Annotated in this window: 23 protein-coding genes; 3 read left to right on the forward strand and 20 right to left on the reverse strand. The window is 46.3% G+C overall.

The window, feature by feature from the left end; translation table 11 throughout:
- Positions 1-22 precede the first annotated feature (22 nt).
- A complete protein-coding gene (locus tag DX073_RS06175) occupies positions 23-382 on the forward strand; it encodes a helix-turn-helix transcriptional regulator (RefSeq protein ID WP_147279688.1) in 360 nt (119 codons plus the stop codon).
- 71 nt (positions 383-453) lie between these two features.
- Here the strand turns inward: DX073_RS06175 and pilB are convergent, their stop codons facing one another.
- Entirely contained in the window at positions 454-2,163 is a 1,710-nt protein-coding gene (gene pilB / locus DX073_RS06180) for a type IV-A pilus assembly ATPase PilB (protein WP_115006685.1), read from the reverse strand.
- A 301-nt stretch (positions 2,164-2,464) separates the two neighbouring features.
- Here pilB and tpiA point away from each other — a divergent pair, with 301 nt between their 5' ends.
- Complete coding sequence (gene tpiA / locus DX073_RS06185; protein WP_115006686.1) at positions 2,465-3,214, forward strand: triose-phosphate isomerase; 750 nt, start codon at positions 2,465-2,467, stop codon at positions 3,212-3,214.
- 10 nt (positions 3,215-3,224) lie between these two features.
- The gene (secG, locus tag DX073_RS06190; RefSeq protein WP_115006687.1) at positions 3,225-3,521 is read left to right on the forward strand and encodes a preprotein translocase subunit SecG; all 297 of its coding nucleotides are present in this window, start codon (positions 3,225-3,227) and stop codon (positions 3,519-3,521) included.
- A 312-nt stretch (positions 3,522-3,833) separates the two neighbouring features.
- Here the strand turns inward: secG and DX073_RS06195 are convergent, their stop codons facing one another.
- From DX073_RS06195 to hisIE, 19 genes are all read right to left on the reverse strand, one after another.
- Positions 3,834-4,322: a hypothetical protein gene (locus DX073_RS06195; protein ID WP_115006688.1), complete on the reverse strand. Its 489-nt coding sequence runs from the start codon at positions 4,320-4,322 to the stop codon at positions 3,834-3,836.
- Between the two features lie 159 nt (positions 4,323-4,481).
- Entirely contained in the window at positions 4,482-6,254 is a 1,773-nt protein-coding gene (locus tag DX073_RS06200; RefSeq protein ID WP_115006689.1) for a sodium:solute symporter family protein, read from the reverse strand.
- Between the two features lie 2 nt (positions 6,255-6,256).
- On the reverse strand, positions 6,257-6,553 hold the full coding sequence (locus DX073_RS06205) for a DUF4212 domain-containing protein (RefSeq protein ID WP_115006690.1): 297 nt from the start codon (positions 6,551-6,553) through the stop codon (positions 6,257-6,259).
- A gap of 186 nt (positions 6,554-6,739) precedes the next feature.
- Complete coding sequence (locus DX073_RS06210; RefSeq protein ID WP_115006691.1) at positions 6,740-7,351, reverse strand: 3'-5' exonuclease; 612 nt, start codon at positions 7,349-7,351, stop codon at positions 6,740-6,742.
- 161 nt (positions 7,352-7,512) lie between these two features.
- Positions 7,513-8,517 (reverse strand): GTPase Era, encoded by a 1,005-nt coding sequence (gene era, locus DX073_RS06215; protein WP_115006692.1) that lies wholly within the window; start codon positions 8,515-8,517, stop codon positions 7,513-7,515.
- 247 nt (positions 8,518-8,764) lie between these two features.
- Positions 8,765-9,508 carry a ribonuclease III gene (gene rnc, locus DX073_RS06220; RefSeq protein ID WP_115006693.1) on the reverse strand — a complete coding sequence of 248 codons (744 nt, stop codon included), beginning with the start codon at positions 9,506-9,508 and terminating at the stop codon, positions 8,765-8,767.
- Between the two features lie 5 nt (positions 9,509-9,513).
- Positions 9,514-9,906, reverse strand: a complete 393-nt coding sequence (locus DX073_RS06225) for a DUF4845 domain-containing protein (protein ID WP_115006694.1) — start codon at positions 9,904-9,906, stop codon at positions 9,514-9,516.
- A 29-nt stretch (positions 9,907-9,935) separates the two neighbouring features.
- Complete coding sequence (gene lepB / locus DX073_RS06230) at positions 9,936-11,051, reverse strand: signal peptidase I (protein ID WP_115006695.1); 1,116 nt, start codon at positions 11,049-11,051, stop codon at positions 9,936-9,938.
- A 51-nt stretch (positions 11,052-11,102) separates the two neighbouring features.
- Positions 11,103-12,902: a translation elongation factor 4 gene (gene lepA / locus DX073_RS06235; RefSeq protein WP_115006696.1), complete on the reverse strand. Its 1,800-nt coding sequence runs from the start codon at positions 12,900-12,902 to the stop codon at positions 11,103-11,105.
- 119 nt (positions 12,903-13,021) lie between these two features.
- Positions 13,022-14,242 carry a capsule biosynthesis protein gene (locus DX073_RS06240; protein ID WP_115006697.1) on the reverse strand — a complete coding sequence of 407 codons (1,221 nt, stop codon included), beginning with the start codon at positions 14,240-14,242 and terminating at the stop codon, positions 13,022-13,024.
- Positions 14,243-14,351: 109 nt separating this feature from the next.
- On the reverse strand, positions 14,352-16,517 hold the full coding sequence (locus DX073_RS06245; protein ID WP_115006698.1) for a capsular polysaccharide biosynthesis protein: 2,166 nt from the start codon (positions 16,515-16,517) through the stop codon (positions 14,352-14,354).
- Positions 16,517-18,226 (reverse strand): polysaccharide biosynthesis/export family protein, encoded by a 1,710-nt coding sequence (locus tag DX073_RS06250; protein ID WP_115006699.1) that lies wholly within the window; start codon positions 18,224-18,226, stop codon positions 16,517-16,519. The genes DX073_RS06245 and DX073_RS06250 overlap by 1 nt, the downstream gene beginning before the upstream one ends.
- A gap of 13 nt (positions 18,227-18,239) precedes the next feature.
- Positions 18,240-19,349, reverse strand: a complete 1,110-nt coding sequence (locus DX073_RS06255) for a KpsE/RkpR family capsule polysaccharide export protein (RefSeq protein WP_115006700.1) — start codon at positions 19,347-19,349, stop codon at positions 18,240-18,242.
- Positions 19,327-19,998, reverse strand: coding sequence for an ABC transporter ATP-binding protein (locus tag DX073_RS06260; protein WP_029102398.1), 672 nt, complete (start codon positions 19,996-19,998; stop codon positions 19,327-19,329). The genes DX073_RS06255 and DX073_RS06260 overlap by 23 nt, the downstream gene beginning before the upstream one ends.
- A gap of 9 nt (positions 19,999-20,007) precedes the next feature.
- Complete coding sequence (locus tag DX073_RS06265; protein WP_115007530.1) at positions 20,008-20,820, reverse strand: ABC transporter permease; 813 nt, start codon at positions 20,818-20,820, stop codon at positions 20,008-20,010.
- 193 nt (positions 20,821-21,013) lie between these two features.
- A complete protein-coding gene (tatC, locus tag DX073_RS06270) occupies positions 21,014-21,742 on the reverse strand; it encodes a twin-arginine translocase subunit TatC (protein ID WP_115007532.1) in 729 nt (242 codons plus the stop codon).
- A gap of 32 nt (positions 21,743-21,774) precedes the next feature.
- Positions 21,775-22,299 carry a Sec-independent protein translocase subunit TatA/TatB gene (locus DX073_RS06275; RefSeq protein ID WP_115006701.1) on the reverse strand — a complete coding sequence of 175 codons (525 nt, stop codon included), beginning with the start codon at positions 22,297-22,299 and terminating at the stop codon, positions 21,775-21,777.
- A gap of 6 nt (positions 22,300-22,305) precedes the next feature.
- A complete protein-coding gene (gene tatA / locus DX073_RS06280) occupies positions 22,306-22,527 on the reverse strand; it encodes a Sec-independent protein translocase subunit TatA (RefSeq protein WP_115006702.1) in 222 nt (73 codons plus the stop codon).
- 64 nt (positions 22,528-22,591) lie between these two features.
- Positions 22,592-23,380, reverse strand: coding sequence for a bifunctional phosphoribosyl-AMP cyclohydrolase/phosphoribosyl-ATP diphosphatase HisIE (gene hisIE / locus DX073_RS06285; RefSeq protein WP_115006703.1), 789 nt, complete (start codon positions 23,378-23,380; stop codon positions 22,592-22,594).
- Positions 23,381-23,446 lie beyond the last annotated feature (66 nt).

Consider the following 23,446-nt stretch of genomic DNA (forward strand, 5'->3'; position numbering starts at 1 on the left):
ACTCAATTAACAATACCATTTATTGACAAAACAAGTTTTTAAGCAGGTATGTCAGGACAATTATTCTTATCAGTATCATCATCGAATCATTCAAGCAGGACAATTATTACAGCACTGCGAACAAATACCGAGTATTGATATGCTTGCCAAACAATGCCTGACAAACCGTACAACATTACAAAAGGAGTTTCAAAACATCTTTGGCGTGTCGGTCATCAAATATAGCAGGGAATACCGCCTTTATGTGGCACTCAACGCTCTAAGGCGTGGCGAGAGTGTAGGTGGTGCGGCGTATTTGGCAAGGTATGATAATCCTGAATGCTTTAGTAAGGCATTTAAGCAGTTTTTTGGACGTACACCGTCAGCGTTTAGTGTCAAGTAAAGACAAATATCAAAAACAACCCAACAATCAAAGCCCTTGAATATACAAGGGCTTTGATTATTTAAGCGATATTATTCAGAAGTTACCCGATACATCTCTTGGATACTGGTTGTACCCTGCAGTACTTTCATAATACCTGAACGTCTCAAATCACGAAAACCGTACTTCATTGCCTCGTCTTTGATTTGAATGGCGTTGCCGTCTTCCATGATAATCCGTGAAATGCTTGGGTAGATTTTCATGACTTCATAGATACCCACACGTCCCTTGTAGCCTTCACGACATTCAGAACAGCCTACTGGCTCATAGATGACGTTATCAGGGTTGGCAAGATCTTCTTCGGTAAAGCCCATTTCTAGCAGGCTCTGCTTGGGTACGTTGGTTGGCTTTTTGCAGTTTTTGCACAGACGGCGAGCCAGACGCTGAGCGATTACTAGGTTTACTGAGGTTGCGATGTTAAATGATGCCACACCCATGTTGCGTAGACGGGTCAAGGTCTCGGGGGCAGAGTTGGTGTGCAGGGTGGATAAAACCATGTGTCCCGTTTGGGCGGCTTTAATGGCAATCTCGGCAGTCTCCAAATCACGAATCTCACCGACCATGACGATGTCAGGGTCTTGACGTAGGAATGCTTTTAGGGCGGAGGCGAACGTGAGACCCACTTTGGGGTTGACGTTTACTTGGTTAATCCCTTCCAAGTTAATCTCCACAGGGTCTTCGGCGGTAGAGATGTTGGTCTCGGGCGTGTTTAGGATGTTAAGACCAGTATAGAGCGATACCGTTTTACCCGAACCTGTCGGGCCTGTGATAAGTAGCATGCCTTGAGGTTTATCAAGAGCTTCTAAGAACAGCTCTTTTTGGTCAGGCTCATAGCCGAGTGCATCAATACCAAGCATCGCTGATGACGGGTCGAGAATACGCAGTACGAGCTTCTCACCAAAGAGTGTCGGACAGGAGTTCACACGAAAGTCGATGGCTTTTGTTTTGGAGATTTTTAGCTTAATACGACCATCCTGGGGGGCTCGGCGTTCGGAGATGTCCATTTGTGACATGACTTTAAGACGAGCGGCGATTTTACCGGCAAGTTGAATGGGCGGACGGCTGATAATCTGCAACACCCCATCCACACGAAAACGCACACGGTAAGATTTCTCATATGGCTCAAAGTGCAAATCCGACGCCCCCATACGAATGGCGTCAAGGAGCATTTTATTGACAAACTTAACAACAGGGGCATCTTCACCACCGCCTGAATTGACGTCAGTACCCTCATCGTCTTCATCACCTGACCCACCATCAAAGTCCCCTGACAGATCGACATCGCCTAGGTCGCCCAGTCCGCCACCGCCTGAGTAGACATCCTCAATCATCTTTTTGAGCTTGTCTTCTTCGACAACGATGGTTTCAACGGTCAGCTTGGCGTTAAAGGAGATGGCATCAATGGCATCTAAGCGGGTGGGGTCGGACAAACCCACAAAAAGTTTATTACCCCGTTTAAAGAGTGGCAATGCCCCATACTGATTGACGATTTTTTCATCAACCAGCTCTTTATTGACCGCATCAGGAGACAGTGCATTTAGGTCAAATAATGGGTCGCCAAATTCATGAGCAAGCAGACTGGCAATCTTATTTGCAGGGGCAACTCTGTTTTCTACCAAATATGGCACAATCGCCATGCTTTGCTGCTGGGCTTCAGTCAGAGCCTTGGTCATGGCTTCGGGGGCAACCAAGCCATTTGACACCAAAATGTGTGCCAAACCACCAAAATTCGGAGCGGACATAATATTTTCCTAAATCATTTGCCAATGTTTATTAAAATCAAATGAGCGACAAATTTTAAAAGAAATGTGTCATCAGATGAAAATTGGCGTGAAAATTGCATATATTTTTGCTTATTTTACTCCAAAAATAAAAAATTTGCTGTGCTTTTAGCATAAAATTTTACTCAAAGGGCAAAGTTTTGGGATTATCGGGAGAAACACCGCCAATAATACCGCCCATCATTTGTGTGCTGATTTTTTGGGGAATGTTTGCTATAATATGTTGCTAGGTTAAAATTACAATAGAGCCAAAGGAAATCCCATGAGCCAAAAATACGTCATCGGCAACTGGAAGTTAAACCCTGCCACCGCATCAGACGCGGCCGCCCTTGCCACAAGCCTGCCTGCCAATGATGGCTGTACTGTGGGCGTGGTGCCGAGCCTTGTGCATTTATCAGCTGTCAAATCAGTTTTGGCGGACGGCATCCTGCTCGGCGTGCAAGACATCGCCCATAAGACGGCTAAGACAGGGGCGTTTACAGGCGATGTGTCAGCTTGCCAAGTGGCGGATATTGGGGCAACTTTTACCCTTGTGGGACATTCCGAACGCCGTCAATATCATGGCGAGACCGATGAGGTTTTATCCGCCAAAGTCGCCCACGCTTTTGCTCACGGCTTATCGGTCATCTACTGCATTGGCGAAACCAAAGACGAGTATGAGCGTGGCGAGACGTTTGGGATTTTAAAAAACCAATTAGCCATTTTAAAGGCGTTTGTAAATCAAGCAGATACCGATGCTGCCAAACTTATCATTGCTTATGAGCCTGTTTGGGCAATCGGCACGGGACTAACCCCAACCTTTGATGAAATTGAAAAAACACACCGCTTTATCAAAGACGAATTAGCTACATTTGGTATGACCACCCCCATTTTATATGGCGGTAGCGTGAACGACAAAAACGCCCCCGAATTTGCCAAATCGGATGTCATCGATGGAGCGTTGGTGGGCGGAGCGTCCTTGAAAACCGACAGCTTTACCGCCATTATCCACGCATTTAGCCAATCAAAATAACGAGAACACCATGTTTACATTTATCTTAGCCATTCATATCATTGTCGCCATTGCCTTATCAGGTCTCATACTCATTCAGCACGGCAAAGGGGCGGATGCTGGGGCAAGTTTTGGCTCTGGAGCGGCAGGCACGGTGTTTGGGGCGGCAGGTTCGGCAAACTTTCTAACTCGCACCACCGCCATCCTTGCCACCATATTTTTCTGCACGAGCTTGGCATTAGGTTATCATGCCCAACAAGAAGCCCGTGACCAACTACGCCTAGATGTGCCTGTGGCTGATACGTCCATGCCTGCCGAAACACCGTGATTTGATGATGGAAAGGGACTGGATTTTGCCAAGCCCTTATCACAATGAATACTTCCTAATTTAACATCCGTGTCTTAATGGCAAGTTATTTAGACACGGATTTATCAGTAAAATCAAGACCGCTTTTACTTTTTTCGGTATTGTTCAATAAAGATATATTTTAAAATTGAACGTGTAGGGGCGAATTATATTCGCCCAAAAATCAATACGTTATCACAGGGCAAATGTGATTTGCCCCTACAAATCCACCCAAAGGTATAGTTAATTAACAATACCCTTTTTTTCTTTCCCTTTCTTCCTGTTCCGCCCAACCTAGCGACACACCAGCCCCACCGCCTTATCGGTATAGTCCAATTTTTGCCAATTAAGACGGCTAAAATCCCGATTTATCACATAACTTTGCACGCCCTTTTGACAGTCAAATAGTACGTCCAATTTTTGGGCAGGCAATCGCCTTTCAAAAAAATACACCTGGGCTTGTTTGGTTGTCTCATCAAGGCTGACAACATTGGCGGTATCTAACACCACAAATTGAAAAACTTGGGGCTTAGCATACGACCACGGACGAAACCAAGTCGTCTTTGGCACGCTTGCCACCACCACGCTCCCGTCTGGCAGTTTGGCACTGGTATCGCCAAACCATTGGTATTCGCTGTACACCTGATAACTCATCATGCCAAGCCCTGCCATGGCAGGAATGAACCATTTTGGCGTTTTTTTATAAAAAATCTTAATCGGCATGGCAAGCCCTGCAAATAAAAAGCCTGCAAAAATCATTGCCGTAATGTCCCAAAACATCATGTCTTTTCCTTAAAATATATTTTAAAAAATAGAGTTACACACAGTGTCTAAACTCAACATTACCGTATTGAACAACACCCAAATTTTTATCATTATAAATCAAATCCATATAAAAACTGCCTAAAACCGAGATTTTAAGCAGTTTTTGATGAGAGCCGATTAGTGGTCAACAGCAGCACCCGCTCCTTTTGGATAACGCACGCTTTCAACCAAGTCTTGAATCTCTTGTGATGGCGGTGCGGTCATGTACGACACAGCAAAGGCAACCACAAAGTTAATCAATGCCCCGATTGGACCAAAGCCTAGTGGGCTAATCCCCATAATCCAACCTGATGCGTCATCGGCAAGCATATTAGTACCAGGGATAAAGAACCAGCCTTTGAATAGGAAAATGTACACGCACGTTACGATAAGACCTGCCAGCATGCCTGCCACCACTCCTTTGTCGTTGATGCGTTTTGAGAAAATACCCATCATGAGAGCAGGGAACAAGGACGAACCTGCAATACCAAAGGCAAGGGCAACCGTCTGGGCGGCAAAACCAGGGGGATTCATGCCAAGCCATGTTGCAATCGCAATCGCCACAATCATCGAGGCACGAGCGACATTAAGTTCGCCTTTATCACTAATATCAGGCTTGATAACCATCTTGATAAGGTCGTGCGAGATGGCAGACGAGATGGCAAGCAGTAGACCTGCGGCGGTAGATAAAGCAGCAGCGATACCCCCTGCGGCAATCAGACCGATGACCCATGGTGGTAAGTTGGCAATCTCAGGGTTGGCAAGCACCATGATGTCATTGTTTACGTCAAGCTCATTACCTTTTAAGCCCTTGGATTCGGCAGCAGCAAGGAAGGCTTCATCTTTTGACTTGTCATTATAGTAGTCAATTTTGCCATCATTATTTTTGTCTTCAAATTTTAAAAGACCTGTTTGTTCCCAGTTTTTCATCCACTCAGGGCGAGCTTCGTACTCAATGGGGGCAGACTGCGTGCCATTTGGATATACAGTATCCACCAAATTCATGCGAGACATCGTACCTACAGCAGGGGCAGCGGTGTATAGCAGTGCGATAAATACCAGCGTCCAACCTGCTGATGAGCGAGCGTCCGAGACTTTATTTACCGTAAAAAAGCGGATAATAACGTGGGGCAAACCTGCCGTACCAATCATAAGCGACAAGGTCAATAAGAACATATTGAGCTTATCAGGCACATCGGCAGTATAAGCGGCAAAACCTAGGTCGGTAATCAGCCCATCGAGCTTGGCAAGCATGGTTTCGCCACCTTCTACCGTGCCAAACATACCAAGAGCAGGAATAGGGTTACCTGTAATGTTTAAAGAGATAAAAATCGCAGGAATGATATAGGCAATCATCAAAACGACATACTGAGCCACTTGCGTGTAGGTAATGCCTTTCATACCGCCAAGTACCGCATAAAACAGCACGACAATGGCAGCGATGATAAGCCCTGTGTTTTTATCCACTTCCAAAAAGCGAGAGAACGCCACGCCCGCCCCTGTCATCTGTCCGATGACATAAGTGGTACATGCTAGGATAAGGCAGACCACCGCAATCAAGCGAGCAGGTTTTGAGTAAAAGCGGTCGCCGATAAAGTCAGGCACGGTAAATTTACCAAATTTACGCAAATACGGAGCAAGTAGCAGAGCAAGCAGTACAAATCCACCCGTCCAACCCATGAGATAAGCGGACGCTGCATAACCGCCCATCGCAATCATGCCCGCCATGGAGATAAAGGATGCGGCACTCATCCAGTCCGCCCCTGTCGCCATGCCGTTTACAACAGGGTGAACACCACCGCCTGCGACATAAAATTCCTTCGTTGAGCCTGCTCTTGCCCAAATGGCAATCCCAAAATACAGGGCAAAGGACAGCCCCACAAAAATCAAGTTAATGGCAAATTGACTCATCCTTAGTCCTCCTCAACGCCATATTGTTTGTCCAATTTATTCATTCGCCACGCATAAAAGAAAATCAAGGCGACAAAGGTCAAAATTGCCCCTTGCTGACCGAACCACAGCCCCAAATCCGTCCCCATAAAGCTAATACCCATCAAGGCAGGACGTAGGATAATGGCAAAACCGAGCGATACGACCGCCCAAACGACCAAACAGCCGATGATGATACGCACGTTGGCACGCCAATAGCCTTGGGCATCTGCGGGCGGGGTGTTTGTTGGGGTGTGAGTGTTATTTGAAGTTTCTGACATTGCTTTCTCCAAAGTTGGTAAAAAAGCAAAGAAAGCAGATTTTGGTGGGTTTTCTCCCTTGAATAATTCATTGCTTCCTTGCAAATTACAGGTGTTTTCTTGCACCTTGATTTAGAATAGCACAACTGTGAGCAATTGCAATAGTCTATACAAAAATTTTTTTGTTAATAAAAAGAATGGTTATCATCAAACTCTGCGATGCCTCAAAGCCAAATACATCATCGCTACGTTGATGGCGTCATTTAAAGCATCATGGCGTGGCAGGTCGGGAATGCCTAGGGCGTTTACCATCGTTGCCATTTTTAGGTCAATCTCGGCATCATAATATTTATGGCGGGTTTCTTGGGCGTGGTAAATCCTTGATATTTCTATTTGTTTTTGGGGTAGGGTTATTCCTGCCATCGGTTTTAAAAATTTATTGACCATTGCCACATCATATTCCAAAAAATAGCCCACAAGAGTCCGCCCACCGACAAAGTCCAAAAACTGCCGTATCGCCGTTTCGGTGTCCAGTCCGTCTTTTAAATCCTTAGGTCGCAAACCATGAATGGTAACGTTGGTTGCTGTCATGATACCGTCAGGCTTGACCAGCACATAAAAAGACTCATCGGTTAAAATGCGATTACCCCGAATCTTAACCGCCCCGATGGAGATGATATGGGCTTCTTTGACGTTTAGGCTGGTGGTCTCACAATCAAAACTCACTAGCTCATCAGGGTGCGGTTCGTATAGGGGCAGATAAGGGGAATTAGCAGGTAGGCGGTGCTTTGCCCAAGCATGTTTTAGGGTGTGAAACATGGGTTTTCCTTATGATGAATGTCTTCCTTGTTAAATGGTGTCGTAAAATGGCATGTATCAAAATAAAGGGGCTTGCCCTATTCTCAACTTTGTATCAGTGATGGATTTATCAAGGGCGAATTGCAATTCGCCCCCACATTGGCAAATTTTAAAAGCCCAATTTAATACCCCAAACTATTTAACGCCCGCTCATCATCGCTCCACCCTTTTTTGACTTTGACCCATAAGGTGAGCATGATTTTCTTATCAAACAGCTTTTCCATGTCTTGGCGAGCTTCTATGCCGACTTGCTTAATGCGTGAGCCTTTGTCGCCGATGACAATGGTTTTTTGCCCTGCCCGCTCCACAAAAATGGTGGCATCAATAAAGGTACAGGCTTTTCGCCATTTGCCTGTTTCGGGGTCTTTGTGAGCAGGTTCGTCTTTGAAAGTGTCAATTTGCACGGTCAAATCATACGGCACTTCATCGCCAGACGCTCGCATGATTTTTTCACGGATAATCTCGCTCGCCAAAAACCGCTCACTGCGGTCGGTAATCTGCTCGGGGTCAAAAATCGGCGGACGGGTCGGCAAAAAGCCTGCAATCACGTCCATAAGCCTATCTAAGTTATGCCCACGCAAGGCGGACACAGGCACAATGTCGGCAAAATCAAAACTTTCTTGGTATTCGCCGATGAGTGGCAAAAGTTTGGATTTATCCTTAATAGTATCAGCTTTGTTGATGACAAGCACCACAGGCAGATTGGTCGCTGACAGTTTTTCAAGGGTCAAAAGGTCGTCTTCTCGCCACTGGACACTGTCCACCACAAACAGCACCAAATCCACGTCTGACAAGGCGGACACGGCAGTTTTGTTCATACGCTCGTTGATTGCTTTAACTTCTTTGGTGTGAATGCCGGGGGTGTCCACAAACACCATTTGGCAAGTGTCGTTGGTCAAAATGCCATGAATGCGATGACGTGTGGTCTGCGGTTTACGGCTGGTAATGGATAATTTTTGCCCAAGCAAATGGTTCATGAGCGTGGATTTGCCCACGTTGGGGCGACCGACAATCGCCACAAACCCTGCTTTAAAGTCATCAGAAATCACAGGCGTGGGATTGTCATTGAAAAAGGCGGAAATGGTATTTTCGTTATTGGTCTGGTTTTGGTCGTGTGCGTTTGTCATGGTTTTCCTAAATTGTAAAAATAAGGGCAATGCTGTCATTATATAACGACAACACAGGCGGGGCAAATGGTATTTGTAAATGTGGGTTGGTTTGGGAATTTAAAATACGAATGATTAAAAATGGGTGGTGATTTGGGTTGTTTTAGGGTTGTGGATTTGTAGGGGCGAATTACATTTGCCCTGTGATAACGTCTTGATTTTTGGGCGAATATGATTCGCCCCTACGGTTCAAAATTTACAATATGCTTTATAACGCCTTAGGTTTTTCCAATTTATTGAGCTGATTTATCATGCGTTCGGCACATTTTTGCTCGGCAATACGTCTGCTCTCGCCCGTCTCGGTAATGGGCGTGCAGTCCGCCACAGCCACAGTACATTTCACCACAAAGGTTTGATTGGGGGCGTTGCCAATGGTATCCATAAGCGTATAAGTCGGCAGGGGCAGTTTATTGCCTTGAAGCCATTCTTGCAGGCGGGACTTGGCGTCTTTTAGCACTTTTTCTTCGCCCACTTCGGTAATCAAGGTCTCATACCAGCATTTAACCAAGCCTTTCACTCGCTCAATATCGCCACTGTCTAAATACACGGACGCCAAAATCGCCTCCACCGCATCAGCTAAAATACTAGCACGGTGTCGCCCACCACCTTTACGCTCGCCCACGCCCAGTATCAGATGAGATGACAACTCCAACTTCTCGGCAATCTGCACAAGGGTCTCTTGGCGTACCAATGTGGCACGCATACGGGTCAGCTTACCCTCGTCATGACGGGGAAAAAAGGTAAACAATGCCTCGGCAATCACCGCCCCCAAAAGAGCATCACCCAAAAACTCCAAACGCTCATAGCTCATCTTGGGGTCATACGAGCGGTGTGTTAAGGCACGTCTGAGCAAATTGGGGTCGTTAAAGGTGTAGCCCAATTTTGAGCAAAGGGCGGGGTAGCCCTGCTCGAAGGTAGCAAAATGTGTCGGCAATGTGGTGTGTTTAGACATAACTCTTACTTGGCGTCGGCTGCGGTAATGTCTTTTTCAAAGCGATTGACAATAAAGGTGTTGCCATAGAAGTTGCTTTCTACCTCGTATTGGCTTTTGACCGCCAATGCCCCAGGGGTTTTGTTGGTAAAGACAATCATTTCTTCTGGCTTGGTATTATAGTTGGCATTGATAGACAACTGCTGAGATAAGCTCTGCATGAACTGACGCTCGTTTTGCTTGGCATCATTGGCTTTTTTAAGCTCGCCTGCCACCAATTTGGTGAATTGATAATCACCAACATAAGCAGGAATAATCCCAAGTCCCAGCTTGATGATGATACCTGCCATCGCCAAACCGACAATAATCGTGGTAACGCTCGCCCCACGTTGGTTGGTTAATGAAGTTAGTTGTTGCATATCACACCTGTTAAGTTTATGTTAAGCGACTAATCAATCGCTCCTGCTCGCCCAAAGCTGGGTAGATTAAACCCAGGCTCTTTGTGCATCCAAATATAAGTTGCCCTGCCTGCCAAATGACTCTCTGGCACAAAGCCCCAAAACCGCCCGTCTTCACTGCGGTCTCTGTTATCGCCCATGACAAAATACTGTCCAGTTGGCACGGTAATTTGCCATGCTGTGCCACCTGATATGGCAGTTTGTGGTGAGTTTTTTAATAAGAATGGAGCAATGGACGCACTATTTAAATCGCCCAAATAACGCACCGTATAGTCGTGCTCACCCAATGTCTCACGGTAATAGTGAGCATGCTTTTCTTCTTCCAAGCCATATTTGGCACGCTCTTCATCGGACAGGCGATGACTCTCAATCACAGCTGGCATCAGCTTGGCATTGAGCTTATCCGCCATTTGGTAATCCACGGGTGTTGTATTTACCGCTTGCCCATTAATAGACAGCACGCCATTACTAAATGCCACCGTATCTCCCGGCAGACCTATCATGCGTTTGATGTAGTAGCGTTTGGGGTTTTCAGGATAGCGGAACACCACCACATCACCGTGCTTGGGACTGCCCGTGTTTAAAATCTTGGTATGCGTAATTGGCAATCTTAGTCCATAAGATGCTTTATTGACAATGATAAAATCGCCCGTGTATAGGCTTGGCACCATCGAGCTTGATGGGATATTAAAAGGCTCAACCACAAACGAACGCACCAACACGATGATGAGCAAGATGGGCAGGTACTCATACGCCCACTGCACTAATTTTGGCTCAACCGCCGGTTCGCCCACGTTCATCCCTGCCTGCTTTTGTGCCTCGGCTAGGGTACGTCTGGCTTCATTATAGACAAGCGACTGATTTTTGAGCATCTCTGGCGTATGTTCATTGCCGATGAACTCAGCCGGTGCCTCATCATGTCCAAAACGCACGAGTGTCGCTTTAAACTCTTTTTCCACTTGCTCCAAATGAGTCTGAGCGTGTAAGATGAGCTTGGTTTGCTTGGCGACCAATTTATGCTGTTTTAACACAAATTTATCCGCCAAATACGCCACCAGTAACACCAGCGTAACAGGCACCAAGATTAAATTAATGTCAAATTCCACAAGCCACCTTTATCATAAATATCTGCAAGTTTTATACCAATTTAGAAAGCCTTAGCCGTCCACTTTTAGCACTGCCAAAAACGCCTCTTGGGGGATTTCTACACTACCTACCTGCTTCATGCGTTTTTTACCTGCTTTTTGTTTCTCTAACAATTTCTTTTTACGACTTACGTCCCCGCCATAACACTTGGCAAGTACGTCCTTACGCATGGCTTTGACGGTGGAGCGAGCAATAATCTGCGAACCAATCGCCGCTTGAATGGCAACATCAAACATCTGTCTTGGAATCAGCTCTTTCATTTTTTCAACAAGCTGATTACCACGACGGCGAGCGTGTTCTTGATGGCAAATCATGGCAAGGGCGTCCACTTTTTCACCATTGATAAGTACGTCCACACGAGCCAATTTATCCGCTTGATAACGTTCAAAGCCATAATCTAAGGACGCAAAGCCACGACTTGCCGATTTTAATTTATCAAAAAAGTCCATGACCACCTCGCCCATCGGAATGTCAAAGACGACTTGCACTTGGCGAGCCATAAACTTCATGTCCACCTGCACGCTACGACGTTCAATGGCAAGCGTGATGACGTTGCCCAGATATTCTTGTGGCACCAAAATATTGCAACGGGCAATCGGCTCACGAAACTCTTGGATTGTGCCTGTATCGGGGAGCTTGGACGGGTTGTCCACATAGACAATGTCGCCATTTTTTTTGACGACTTCATAAATCACACTTGGGGCGGTTGTGATAAGGTCAAGGTCATATTCTCGTTCAAGCCGTTCTTGGATAATCTCCATATGGAGCATTCCCAAAAAGCCACAGCGAAAACCAAAGCCCAATGCCTCGGACGTGTCAGGCTCAAAAAATAAAGCAGTGTCGTTGATTTGTAGCTTTTGCAAGGCTTCACGGAATTTTTCAAAATCAGACGAATCAATGGGGAACATACCCGCATACACCTGCGGAGTTACTTTTTTAAAGCCAGCAATGCTATCCACCTCGGGCGTTTTGGCAAGGGTAATGGTGTCACCCACAGGAGCCCCTGCAATGTCCTTAATCCCTGCGATGATAAAGCCCACTTCGCCCGCCTGCAAACGATGCGTTTCAAGGCGTTTTGGGGTAAAGACGCCAATGGAAGTAACCAAATGGCTCTCGCCTGTGGATTTGATAAAAATCTTATCGCCTGTTTTGACTTGCCCTTCACGCACACGCACCAAAGACACCACGCCCAGATAATTATCAAACCATGAATCAATAATCAAGGCTTGCAAGGGAGCATCTCGGTCGCCTTGCGGGGCAGGGATTTTCTCCACTAGGGCTTGTAGCAATTCATCAATGCCCACGCCTGTTTTGGCGGACACCCTAGGAGCATCCACCGCCTCAATGCCGATGATGTCCTCAATCTCCTCGATGACACGCTCAGGCTCAACCTGTGGTAAGTCAATTTTGTTTAACACAGGTAAAACCTCTAAGTCTTGCTCAATGGCAGTGTAACAGTTTGCCACGCTTTGGGCTTCTACGCCTTGGGCAGCGTCCACGACAAGTAACGCCCCTTCACAGGCAGCAAGCGAGCGAGATACTTCATAAGAAAAGTCCACGTGTCCAGGGGTGTCAATGAAGTTGAGCTGATATTTTTCGCCACTCGGATGATTGTAATATAGCGTTACCGATTGGGCTTTGATGGTAATGCCACGCTCACGCTCAATATCCATGCTGTCAAGCACCTGAGCCTGCATTTCACGGTCAGATAGACCGCCACACACCTGAATAAAACGGTCGGCAAGGGTGGATTTGCCGTGGTCGATGTGGGCGATGATAGAAAAATTACGGATATGAGAAAGTGCGGTCATGGTGTCTATAAAATTTAAATGATAACAGGATATTGTAGCAGTTTTTTAAAAAAATGCCTATAAAAATTCATCACGGTGTGATAAATGATAAATATGGTGGTTGTGAAAAGGGGTTGGGCTTATTTGGTTGTTATCGCATCCTGTGCCAAACTTTGATAAAAGCCCGACAGCTCCCACGGGGCTTTACCATAAAACGAGCCGTTCAACTGCGTCTGCTCAATGAGATATTCCCTAAATTTTAGATAAAAATCACGGTCAGGGGCGGTCGGATTTACCCAAAACTCATCCAAAGGCTTTTGGTCGGTCAGCCCTGCCACATCATACAAGGCACGCCCCATGATTTTGGTGGGTTTTTGATGATATACCGACTGCAATGCGGTGGTGCTGTTTACCGTAATCATGCCCATACTTGCCTTCATCAGGCTTGGCAAGTGCATGTCACAGCCATAAAACACCCTGCCCTGCACCCCAAGCTCATCACCGAGCTTAGCAATCATGCGAGTATAGTCACGATGTCCACGGTCTAGCGGATGATGTTTAAACAGCAGACTCGTGCCACTGGGGGCATGCTTGGCAAAACTTATCATGACTTCACGAATAAAATCACGCACGTCCTGATAGTCGCTGTGATGGCTGATTTGTGAATCGTTATGCACCTGCAAACTAACGAGATAGAAGTTTTTTTGCCCAACCAGTCGCTCTTGCAAACGTTTGTCCGAATGATAACGGGTAAACTTACGCACAGGGGCTTTGACCCACGCCCACGCTTCCGCCCATAGGGACAAGCCCCGATAATGCTCATAATGCGGATATCGCCACTGCCCCACAAACACCGCCACATAATACACCATGCTCGCCACACACAGCCGATAAAAACGGTTGTCGGTAAATTCTGGCTTGTCATTTGCCCGTTGCAGGGTATCAATGAGCGTTGAGTCCAGTCGTGAATAGCCGTTAATGCCATGCTCTTCTAGGGTGATATAATCAGGTCGCAGATAACCCTCTTCAAAGACAAAAAAGGCAATCCCTAACCGCTCGCACACCTGCCGTGCAATCTCATGATAAGGGCGACAGTCGTTAAAACAAACCACCGCTTTTAGCTGTTTGTCATCAATGAGTTTGGTTAAAAATTCATCAAACTCACTTTGACGCCCCCGAAAATTACTCATCTTGTCCTTGTGGCAATAAAAAAGAGCATCGCCTGCATTAAAATTAACCTTATGCACTCGCTTGCCCTCACTCATCAAAAATGTGGCAAAACGACAAAAAAACGTCCCCATTTTGCCTTGCAGTAGCAAAATATCATCATGAGATAGCAGACGTTTTAAGGTTAAAGACATAGACAATCAAACAAGTAAAAAGATGATAAAAACTAACAAATGAAAATAAAAACTGATTAAAATACAAACAGTTGGCTGACGTATTTTACCATAGTTTTTATACAATTTTTTACCGTATGATGATTTTGCGTAATTGCATGGCGGTGGTTTTGGCGTTTTGGGTCAGTCGTTTGGCAAGACTTGGCTTGGCGGTATGAGCTTGATTGTACAAATACTCGATGACTTGCTCAGGCGTGGCAAGTCCTATTCCATGCGGTAGATGATACATAGGATAAGTAATAAGCGTGCCATATATCAGCTCGTTTAGGGTTAATGGGAGCAGATTGGGGCGAGTGCGTCTGTTTAAGGCATTGATTTTGGGGTTGTTATCAATCTCAACCACATCATCGGTTAGTCCAAAACCTGCATAAAACGGCAAGCCATAACACGCCACCTTTTTATCTCGCAGCAGGGCTTCAAACCCTGTCAAAGAGCTTATTGTATGCACCACATCGCACACATCTAGGCAGTCGGGCATGGCGACATCGTGGGCGATGATGTCCGCCAGATGATGATTGTCCGCCTTGCCGACCCTTAGCCCTGCCTCCACATCGGGGTGTGGCTTGTAGATAATCACATCATCAGGGAAATCGGCTCGCACCCTTGCCAAAAGCTCGCTGTTTTTTTTAATCACGCTCGTACATGTCTGTACAGATGCATCATCTTCAACTTGTCCGACCACCAGACGAATGGGGTGGTTTGATTTTAAACTATTGATTTGTCTGACAAAATCATGATTTTTGGTGGGGACGTTGTATTTACTCACTCGTTTGGTTAAAAGCAGTTCATGCAAGCCTTTGGCACGCTGTATCTCGTCATCAGTTAGGCAAATGCCGTTTAAAATCTGCTCCAAACGGCTCGGAGCGGTCGCATCAAAATAAATCCCCACATCGTCCATGACTACCGACAACGGGGCGATGAGCGTTGCCCCCAAGCCATTTGAACGGATAAAGCCGTCTTCCATGCACCAAATGGTGGGGTTTGTCATGCCACGTTTGGCAAGCTTGTCTTTTAACAGGCGTTTGGATTTTTGCCCCCATACGACATAATTGGTAGTATTAGATAAAGCGTCAAATACTTTACTGTCGGCACGTTTGGCACGTTTTTCATTGATACCATATGGCAAAAAAAACCACCATTTGCTTTTGGGTTTGACGGTCAAATTTACCTTATCAAATCCCAAAAATCCCCGCACAAATGGCACTTTCCAGCGACTAAAATCATAAACGAGCAATTCTCTGCCAAGCCGATTTTGCCAATCACGGTTGGTGATGAGATAGTCCATGACCGTCTCTATGTCGCACGCCTCTCCTGTGGCAGGATTGGCATAATGGCTATATCGTACATAACTGGCATAAAAAAGCTGACTAAGGCTTGCCTGTGTGATATTTAATGTTTGATAATGACGGATAAGGTTTTGATAAATGGGCGTATTTTTGACAAAATCATCATCGGTCAAGCCAAAGCCTGCGTACCAATTTACCCCAAAATTATACACACGCTTGCCAAGCATTAACGCCTCAAATCCCATGTGCGAGCTGACTGTGTAGACCGCACAGGCTTGACGGATAAGGGCAATAGGGTTGCAGGGCGTATCTAAATAGAACGGCGGAGCGATGTCGGTCGGGGTAAAATAGCCCTTGCCAGCAGGGTGTGCCTTTATCCAGATATTAGCATTGGAATACCGCTCTTTGGCGTGGGCGAGCATGGCAAAAAAACTGTCCGCACTCGCCCCTGCTCCTGTGATGGACGCATCATTTGCCACTTGGTCGATGATGATGATGTGGGGTTTGTCGTTATTTGCCAATGCCGATAAATCAGGGGCGGTGGTGGTTTGGTTATATTTGGATAATTGGTGTGTGATGATTTCGTTGATTAACTGCTGTGCGTGTCGTTCTTTGTCATCACTCCACTGTGCTACGCAATCAGCAATGAGTGCTTGCAAGCGGTTGGGGGTGGTTAGGTCAAAATACACGCCCAAATCGTCTTTGATAAAACTCGCCCCCACGCTGTGTATGCCACTGCCAAGCGAGCGTAAAAAGCCGTCTTCTACCGTGATGAGTGGTAAGTTGTACATTTCAGCAAAAGCGGTCGCCTTGCTACGGCTTGGTTTTTTTCCCCATGCTAGCACGGCTTGGGCAGTTTTGTCTTTATAAACAATGCTCGCCCCAAGTGCCACGCCAAGCAAGGGATTATTTTTAATAATCCCTTTGGTGGCACAAGACAAACGCATCATCAGAGTTTGACAATCACGCCTGTCGCCACGGCAAGCTGATAGATGACCTGTGCAATGCCACGAGCGATTTCCACTTTGCGAGTTTTGACTTTTGGCAACACCATAATCTCATCGCCCTGCTGTATGCGATAGGCGGTGTTAACCACGCTGGTTTCGCCGTTTTGATGCATGACCAAAATCTCTTCGCTGTCGGCATTATCATCAAATCCGCCTGACTTGGCGATGTAATCGCCCACCGTCAAATCGGCATTAAAGGTCAATGCCCCTTGGTTACGCACTTGACCATTTACGGTGATGACGGACGTTTGGGCAGGGATATGAATGATGTCGCCCTGCTCCAAGATGATGTCCTGCCATGAGTTTGGCACGACCACCACACGCCCTGTCGGCTCAATGCGGCGAGCCTTATTGATGAACCGCTCCACCAGTTTGGCATCCTCAGAGCGTAGCTGGGCTTCTTCTCGGGTTGTGGACTGGGTAACCAGTGTCATCTCTTCTAGGCGGTCTAAGGCTCTGTTGATAGACACTTTTTGGCTTGCTTTGACTGATTCACGATAAATTGTCAAATTATTGACATTGGCAAGGCTAGACGGTTCAAGCTGTGCGATGACATCTTTTAATCTTGACCCATAGGGTAGTACCACCGCCCCATTACCCTTGTGAGCCCCCGTGACCTGCACCGCTATCGTCCCTGCATGACGGTCGGAGGTGACCACGAGCGTGTCGCCATTTTGGACAGGGATGTTTTGTGCTTCATTTAGAGCATAGTATTCTGCCGTCTTCGCTTTACCTGAAGCTCTTGTGATACTGACGTTGGTCGCATCTGGCAGGGGGTTTGCAACAGCAAGCACGTCCGAGATGGTCAAGTCATTGACCCCAAACTCAAAGACATATTCATTTTGTACTCGACCTGAGATGGAAAAGGTCTGTTTTTGGGGGGCGACATTAATTACATCCCCATCTCTGAACGAAAATGGCGACAAACGCCCCATGATAAGAAAATCATACAGGTTAATTTGTTGGACAACCTGACCGCCACGCAGGATTTGCACATCAATATAACTGCCACGCTTAGGGTCCACGCCCCCTGCACGGTCTAGGTAGGATAAGACACTATCGGCTGCCAATCCGCCATAGTACCCTGGTTGATTGACAAAGCCCGTGACAAACACTTTGACAGGTTGGGCTTGCTCCAAAGACGCATACACGCCCACATTAGAGCGGTAAATCCGTCCTATCGCCGACTGTACCACGCTTTGTAATTGCCCATTTTGCACGCCTGCAATGCGTACTGGCCCCACATTTGGCAAAAAGATATTACCCTGCGGGTCCACCGTCATCGTGGCGGCATACTGATACGCCCCCCACATTCGCACTTGTACGTTATCGCCGACATTGATGACATAGCTGTCATTAAAAGTGGAGCCTGATGTGGTAGAGAACGCCCCACGAAAGAGCTGTTCACCAAAAATACGCACGTCTGTTTTGACATTTTGGATGACGGGACTATTGTTAATGATGGCATTGGTCGGCATACTTGCCATTGCCACCGCTTCGGCAGTGGTTGCCTCTGACGGCACGCCCGTACCATTGACCACGCCTGCCAGTCTGCCTGTATTATTGTCCGTGGCAAAATTGGTATTGGCAAAGGCAGTAACGCTTAGCATCAAAGCGGCGGCTAAGGGTGTTTTTATTAGCAAATGTTTCATGTCTTATTTTCCATTATTTGGCGTGGTCTTTGATGACCGCCAGTACCAATACGATAAAACCATACAAGATGAGTAGTAGCACAAGCGACGTTCCCAACACATAGCCCACACGGGGGTATAAGGCATCTTCTGCCCGATGAGGGGAGGTGATGACCACCAAGTTTTTCATCTTACGCATGACTTCTACCCGAGAACTCTCTAAGGACGTCAAGGCGATTTTATAAAGCTCACTGGCAAACTCCGCCTCTGCTTTTAGGGTTTCAAATTCCACCGTTTTGGCGTTAAGCTTGGCATCTCGTGGCGAGGTGAGTTTGGCTTGTTCATCTTTGATTTGCTTTTCTACCGAACGTATCTGACTACGCAGGCTCACCACTTGCGGAGCTTCTGGATTAAGATAGCTGAGCAGTTGACGTTCTTCGGTACGCAGTGAGCTTAGCTGTCCTTGCAAGGTGCCGATGACTTGATTGACCATTTGGGCATTGATTTGCGGGTCAAAGATTTCATTTTGGTTTTGGTAGTCAATCACCGCCTTTTTGGCATCATTAAGCTTTTGCTCGGCATCAGCAGCTTGGGCGGCGACAAAGGCGAGCTGTTCATTTGCCACATCTTTTGAGATGTTATTGACAAATTTTTCAGATTCACGCAAGATGGCTTGGTTGAGCTTTAAGGCATATTCTGGCTCAAAGCCCTCTGTTGTTACCGTAAGTACATAACTTAGCTCGTCAAGCGACACCGACACACGTTTTTTAAAGTACTCTCTTAGCTCTTCTTGGGTAGCATCACTTGGGATTTCATTGATAAAGTCCGCCCCATTAACATGATACGCCTCACGAAACTTAAATTCTGCATCCAGCTTATCTATCATGTCATTAGACAGAATATATTTGGTCAAATATAGAGCATCTTCACGGTTGGTGTTATTAACCCCAAGCAGTGATGAGATGCCCGTGGCGGATACGCCCTGCTCGGAGACTTGCTTGATGACCACATCCGATGTACTGACGTAGCGTGGGTGAGCCAATACGAGTGTATAAGCACTGATGGCAATCCACGGCAAAATCACCACCAAGATAAACAAGATGATGGCTGAGCGATTACGCTTATTTTTTAGCTTTGTGAACATGTTCGTTATACACCTCAATGGCTTCTTTGGGGTCGTCAAAGACTTTGGCGGTCTGCTCCATCAGCACAATGCCAATATCACAATTTTTCTCGATGTCTTTTAGGTTATGCGACACCATCAAAAATCCTGCCTGCTTACGGCGGGCTTCCAATATCTCTTCGCTACGTTTACGAAACGCCGCATCACCGACCGCACCCACTTCATCTAACATATAATAATCAAAATCAAAGGCAAGCGACAGCCCAAAGGTCAGCCGTGAACGCATGCCCGATGAGTAGCTTTTGACTGGCATATCAAAGTATTTACCAATATCAGCAAACTCTTCAACAAAGCGAATCTTCTCATCGATATAATCACCACTTGAATACAAACGGCACACAAAACGCACGTTTTGTCTGCCTGTCAGACTGCCCTGAAAGCCCCCTGCCACGCCCACCGGCCAGCTGATGGTACTATCAGTAACCACCTCGCCTTTATCGGGGGTGTCTAGCCCACAGATGATGCGTAGCAAGGTTGATTTACCCGCCCCGTTTCGCCCAAGCAGTCCTACCGACTGCTTATCGGCAATGGTCAAATTCAAATCCTTAAAAAGATAGTGTCGACCGTGTGGGGTCATAAAGGATTTGGTAATGTTTTTAATCTCAATCATCTCTTATCATCATTTGGCACGAATCAAATCACGCTCAAAGGCTTTATACAATAGCAGTCCCAAAAAATTCACACACACCGTCCATTTGGCAAAATACCACATGTCCACATGATAAATCGGATATGTCGGCGACAGCGAGTGCCTTATCATCTCTAAGTTATGAATAAAGGGGTTGTACATCAGATAACTCAAATACGGCTCAGGTATCATATGCACCGAATAAATCACCCCAGAGGCAAAGTATAGCACCGTGAAAATAATGCTAATAATCTTACTTAGCTCACCCCCATAATGCCCCACAATCATGAGTATCATGGCAAGCCCAAAGGCAAAAAAGAACATCATCAGCCAACAAAACAGCACCATGTCCAAATGCTCGGTACTAAACCCAATGCCAAAAAAGGCAAGCCCACACAACAAGATGACAAAGGTCATAAAATAAATCACCAGCTCCAAAAACGAGCGAGCGATAATCACATCAATATGCCGTACCGCCCGATACATGAGCAATCCAGCATTGGCAGAGACCGCTCCTAGTGAGCGAGTGGCGATTTTTTGCATCATAAAAAACGGCGTAAACCCTGCCACCAAAAACAGCATATAATCCATGCCAGGCAAGGCACGTTTCATGATGGCTCCAAAGATAATCATCATAATCGCCATTTGCAAAATGACTTCTAAGGGAGCCCACAGATAACCCAAACGATAACTGCCAAAACGGGTCTGTAACTCACGCATGAACAGGGCATGAAACGCCGCACCCATGACGGCCAGTCCACTGCGTTTTTTTATCGGTCGGTATGGGGGTAGCTCAATGGACATGACAGGTGCCAAATTAGACAAATTTAAAAGAGATAAAAATTTTTGGCATTGTAGCATAAACCATTAAAAATTACCAAAAAACTGTTTGTTTTGCCAAATAGGTCAAAAATAATCACAAAAAAGACGTGATAAACACGCCTTTTATTCTTAATTTAGCTAAGATAAATAAGCTTGGGCAAATTACACTTTATCCCTACGCCCCATTATCAGCAATCTGTTTATCAGGCTTCACAATCATCCTTGCCACGACAAGCCCCAATTCAAACAAAATACACATGGGAATGGCAAGCATGAGCATACTTGCCCCATCAGGCGGTGTGATGATTGCCGAGACAAAAAAACAGCCCACGATGATGTATCGGCGTTTGTCGGCGAGCCATTCAGGCGTTACGATACGCATGAGCACCAGTAGCATGGTCGCCACAGGTATCTCAAACATGAGTCCAAACACCAAAAACAGCTTGATGACAAAATCCAAATAACTCTCAATGTCGGTCATCGGCAGGACGTTGTCAGGGGCGAACAAGACGAGAAATTTTAGGGCAGGGACAAGCACCACAAAATACGCAAACGCCATGCCCACATAAAATAGCACAATGGCGGATAGTAACAGTGGCACAACCGCCCGCTTTTCATGCTTATATAGAGCAGGCGAGACAAAGCCCCAAATCTGGGCGATGATAAACGGCACACAGATGAACAACGCCACAAAAAATGCCAGTTTTATCGGAGCCAAAAAGCCAGAAGCCACTTGGGTTGCGATGATACTGGCGTTATGGGGTAGTAGGGCGACAAGCGGGCTTGAAATCAAGTCATACAAGGGGCGACTAAAATACATGAGCGGTAAAAACACGACAAGCACCGCCACCGCCATGCGAATAAATCGGGTTCTTAGCTCAGCAAAATGTGCCATGAGTGGCATATCGCCGTCCGTGTTGTGTTTATCTAGCTCGCTCACACGCCCCCCTGATATAAGAGTTTGTCGGCTTTATAATTGGGTAAAAATGGGGCGGGGGGCAGACGGCGTTTTTTGTCATAATCGCCCAATAAAAAAAAGCGATAAGTTAAAGGCAAGGTATCGTATTGGGGGGTATTTGCTTGGGGATTTGTGCTTTTTGTGTCGGTGTTTTGATTGGCTTGCTTGGTGTCTTGAATTTCTTGCCAATTATCCAAAATCGCACTTTGATTGGTGCGTGCCATTTGGTCGGTTTGGCGGATTTTGGCTTGCAGTTCCTGCATTTGGGCTTTCATCTTGGCTTCGGACGCACGAATCTCATCAATTTCCGCTTTTAGGGCGTTTTGTACTTCGGTGAGTTCAAGCTCGCTTACCAGCTCACTTTGTAGGCGTGCCGACATACGGCGAAAATTACCGTACCATTTGCCAAGCGTGCGTGCGGTGATGATGAGTTTTTCAGGACCCAAGATGATGAGTGCGATGACCCCAAACAGCCCAAGTTCAAACAGCCCAAGATTAAACATAGCCTATCAGACCGTCTCGTCTTTTTTGACCTTAATCTCTTCTACTTTGGCGTTTTGGGTGTCATCGGCTTGGGTGAGTTTGGGCTTGTCGTCTTCTTTGACCGCATCTTTAAAGCCTTTGACAGCAGAGCCTAAGTCCTTGCCTGCATTTTTAAGTTTACTCGTGCCAAACACGATGACCACCACCACCAATAAAATCAGCCAATGTGTGATAGAAAATCCGCCCATGATATTACCCTTTTAAATTTAAAAAAATTAGTCTAACATAAAATTTTGACAAAATGATGAAATTTTACCCTTTTGTCGTGCGTGCATTTTTCTCATCAATGCCCGACAAACCAAATCGTCTTGCCAGCTCGGTCAAGACATCATCGCCCGACAGTCCCAACTGATGTAACGCCACAAGGCTATGAAACCACATATCCGCCACTTCATAGACCACGTCCGCTTTGGCGTGTTCGTCATTGTCGCCTGTGGCACGCACAAGCTGTAATTCTTTGGCGGAGATAATCGCTTCGGTCGTCTCTTCACCCACTTTTTCTAGGATTTTGTTGAGTCCTTTGTGGTATAGGCTTGACACATAAGAGCTGTCTTTGTTGGCAGTTTTTCGCTCATCTAAAATACGGTCAAGCTCGCCAATCACTTTGCCATTATCTGGCTTAATCAGCGTATGCGGTGCGTGCGTGGTTGCCGTATCACCATAAATCTCACTCGGGTCTTTGATAACCTTATCCACCGCCACCCAGTCAAGGCTGTCTGTATCCAATTTTTCAAAAAAACAGCTCGTCCGCCCCGTGTGGCACGCAATCCCCCCAATCTGCGTGATGATAAGCACAATCACGTCCCTGTCGCAATCGGTGCGAATCTCATGGACGATTTGGGTGTGTCCGCTCGTCTCGCCCTTATGCCACAGCTTGCCACGAGAGCGACTAAAATACACCGCCTGTCCCGTCTGTGCCGTCATCGCTAAGGCTTCACGGTTTTGCCATGCCATCATCAGTATCCGCCCTGTATCACGGTCTTGGGCAATGGCAGGAATTAGTCCATCTGCGTTAAAATTTAGGGTATCAAGATAGCTCATCATCGTCTCCTTTTGGGGTATTTTATCATAAATTTATGGGTTTTTTACACAAAACATCATTAAGCT

Origin of the sequence: Moraxella lacunata (genome assembly GCF_900453205.1) — a bacterium.
In the GTDB taxonomy this organism is placed as follows: Bacteria; Pseudomonadota; Gammaproteobacteria; order Pseudomonadales; family Moraxellaceae; genus Moraxella; species Moraxella lacunata_B.

What these genes read in the sequence shown, in the direction of transcription:
- DX073_RS06210 (WP_115006691.1), bottom strand. Translation starts at nt 7,351, where the DNA reads ATGTTTCACACCCTAAAACATGCTTGGGCAAAGCACCGCCTACCTGCT.
- secG (WP_115006687.1), top strand. Translation starts at nt 3,225, where the DNA reads ATGTTTACATTTATCTTAGCCATTCATATCATTGTCGCCATTGCCTTA.
- DX073_RS06275 (WP_115006701.1), bottom strand. Translation starts at nt 22,299, where the DNA reads ATGTTTAATCTTGGGCTGTTTGAACTTGGGCTGTTTGGGGTCATCGCA.
- era (WP_115006692.1), bottom strand. Translation starts at nt 8,517, where the DNA reads ATGACAAACGCACACGACCAAAACCAGACCAATAACGAAAATACCATT.
- tatA (WP_115006702.1), bottom strand. Translation starts at nt 22,527, where the DNA reads ATGGGCGGATTTTCTATCACACATTGGCTGATTTTATTGGTGGTGGTG.
- DX073_RS06250 (WP_115006699.1), bottom strand. Translation starts at nt 18,226, where the DNA reads ATGAAACATTTGCTAATAAAAACACCCTTAGCCGCCGCTTTGATGCTA.
- DX073_RS06200 (WP_115006689.1), bottom strand. Translation starts at nt 6,254, where the DNA reads ATGAGTCAATTTGCCATTAACTTGATTTTTGTGGGGCTGTCCTTTGCC.
- DX073_RS06260 (WP_029102398.1), bottom strand. Translation starts at nt 19,998, where the DNA reads ATGATTGAGATTAAAAACATTACCAAATCCTTTATGACCCCACACGGT.
- hisIE (WP_115006703.1), bottom strand. Translation starts at nt 23,380, where the DNA reads ATGAGCTATCTTGATACCCTAAATTTTAACGCAGATGGACTAATTCCT.
- rnc (WP_115006693.1), bottom strand. Translation starts at nt 9,508, where the DNA reads ATGTCTAAACACACCACATTGCCGACACATTTTGCTACCTTCGAGCAG.
- DX073_RS06245 (WP_115006698.1), bottom strand. Translation starts at nt 16,517, where the DNA reads ATGATGCGTTTGTCTTGTGCCACCAAAGGGATTATTAAAAATAATCCC.
- tatC (WP_115007532.1), bottom strand. Translation starts at nt 21,742, where the DNA reads ATGCCACTCATGGCACATTTTGCTGAGCTAAGAACCCGATTTATTCGC.
- DX073_RS06195 (WP_115006688.1), bottom strand. Translation starts at nt 4,322, where the DNA reads ATGATGTTTTGGGACATTACGGCAATGATTTTTGCAGGCTTTTTATTT.
- pilB (WP_115006685.1), bottom strand. Translation starts at nt 2,163, where the DNA reads ATGTCCGCTCCGAATTTTGGTGGTTTGGCACACATTTTGGTGTCAAAT.
- DX073_RS06225 (WP_115006694.1), bottom strand. Translation starts at nt 9,906, where the DNA reads ATGCAACAACTAACTTCATTAACCAACCAACGTGGGGCGAGCGTTACC.
- DX073_RS06255 (WP_115006700.1), bottom strand. Translation starts at nt 19,349, where the DNA reads ATGTTCACAAAGCTAAAAAATAAGCGTAATCGCTCAGCCATCATCTTG.
- DX073_RS06265 (WP_115007530.1), bottom strand. Translation starts at nt 20,820, where the DNA reads ATGTCCATTGAGCTACCCCCATACCGACCGATAAAAAAACGCAGTGGA.
- lepA (WP_115006696.1), bottom strand. Translation starts at nt 12,902, where the DNA reads ATGACCGCACTTTCTCATATCCGTAATTTTTCTATCATCGCCCACATC.
- DX073_RS06205 (WP_115006690.1), bottom strand. Translation starts at nt 6,553, where the DNA reads ATGTCAGAAACTTCAAATAACACTCACACCCCAACAAACACCCCGCCC.
- tpiA (WP_115006686.1), top strand. Translation starts at nt 2,465, where the DNA reads ATGAGCCAAAAATACGTCATCGGCAACTGGAAGTTAAACCCTGCCACC.
- DX073_RS06240 (WP_115006697.1), bottom strand. Translation starts at nt 14,242, where the DNA reads ATGTCTTTAACCTTAAAACGTCTGCTATCTCATGATGATATTTTGCTA.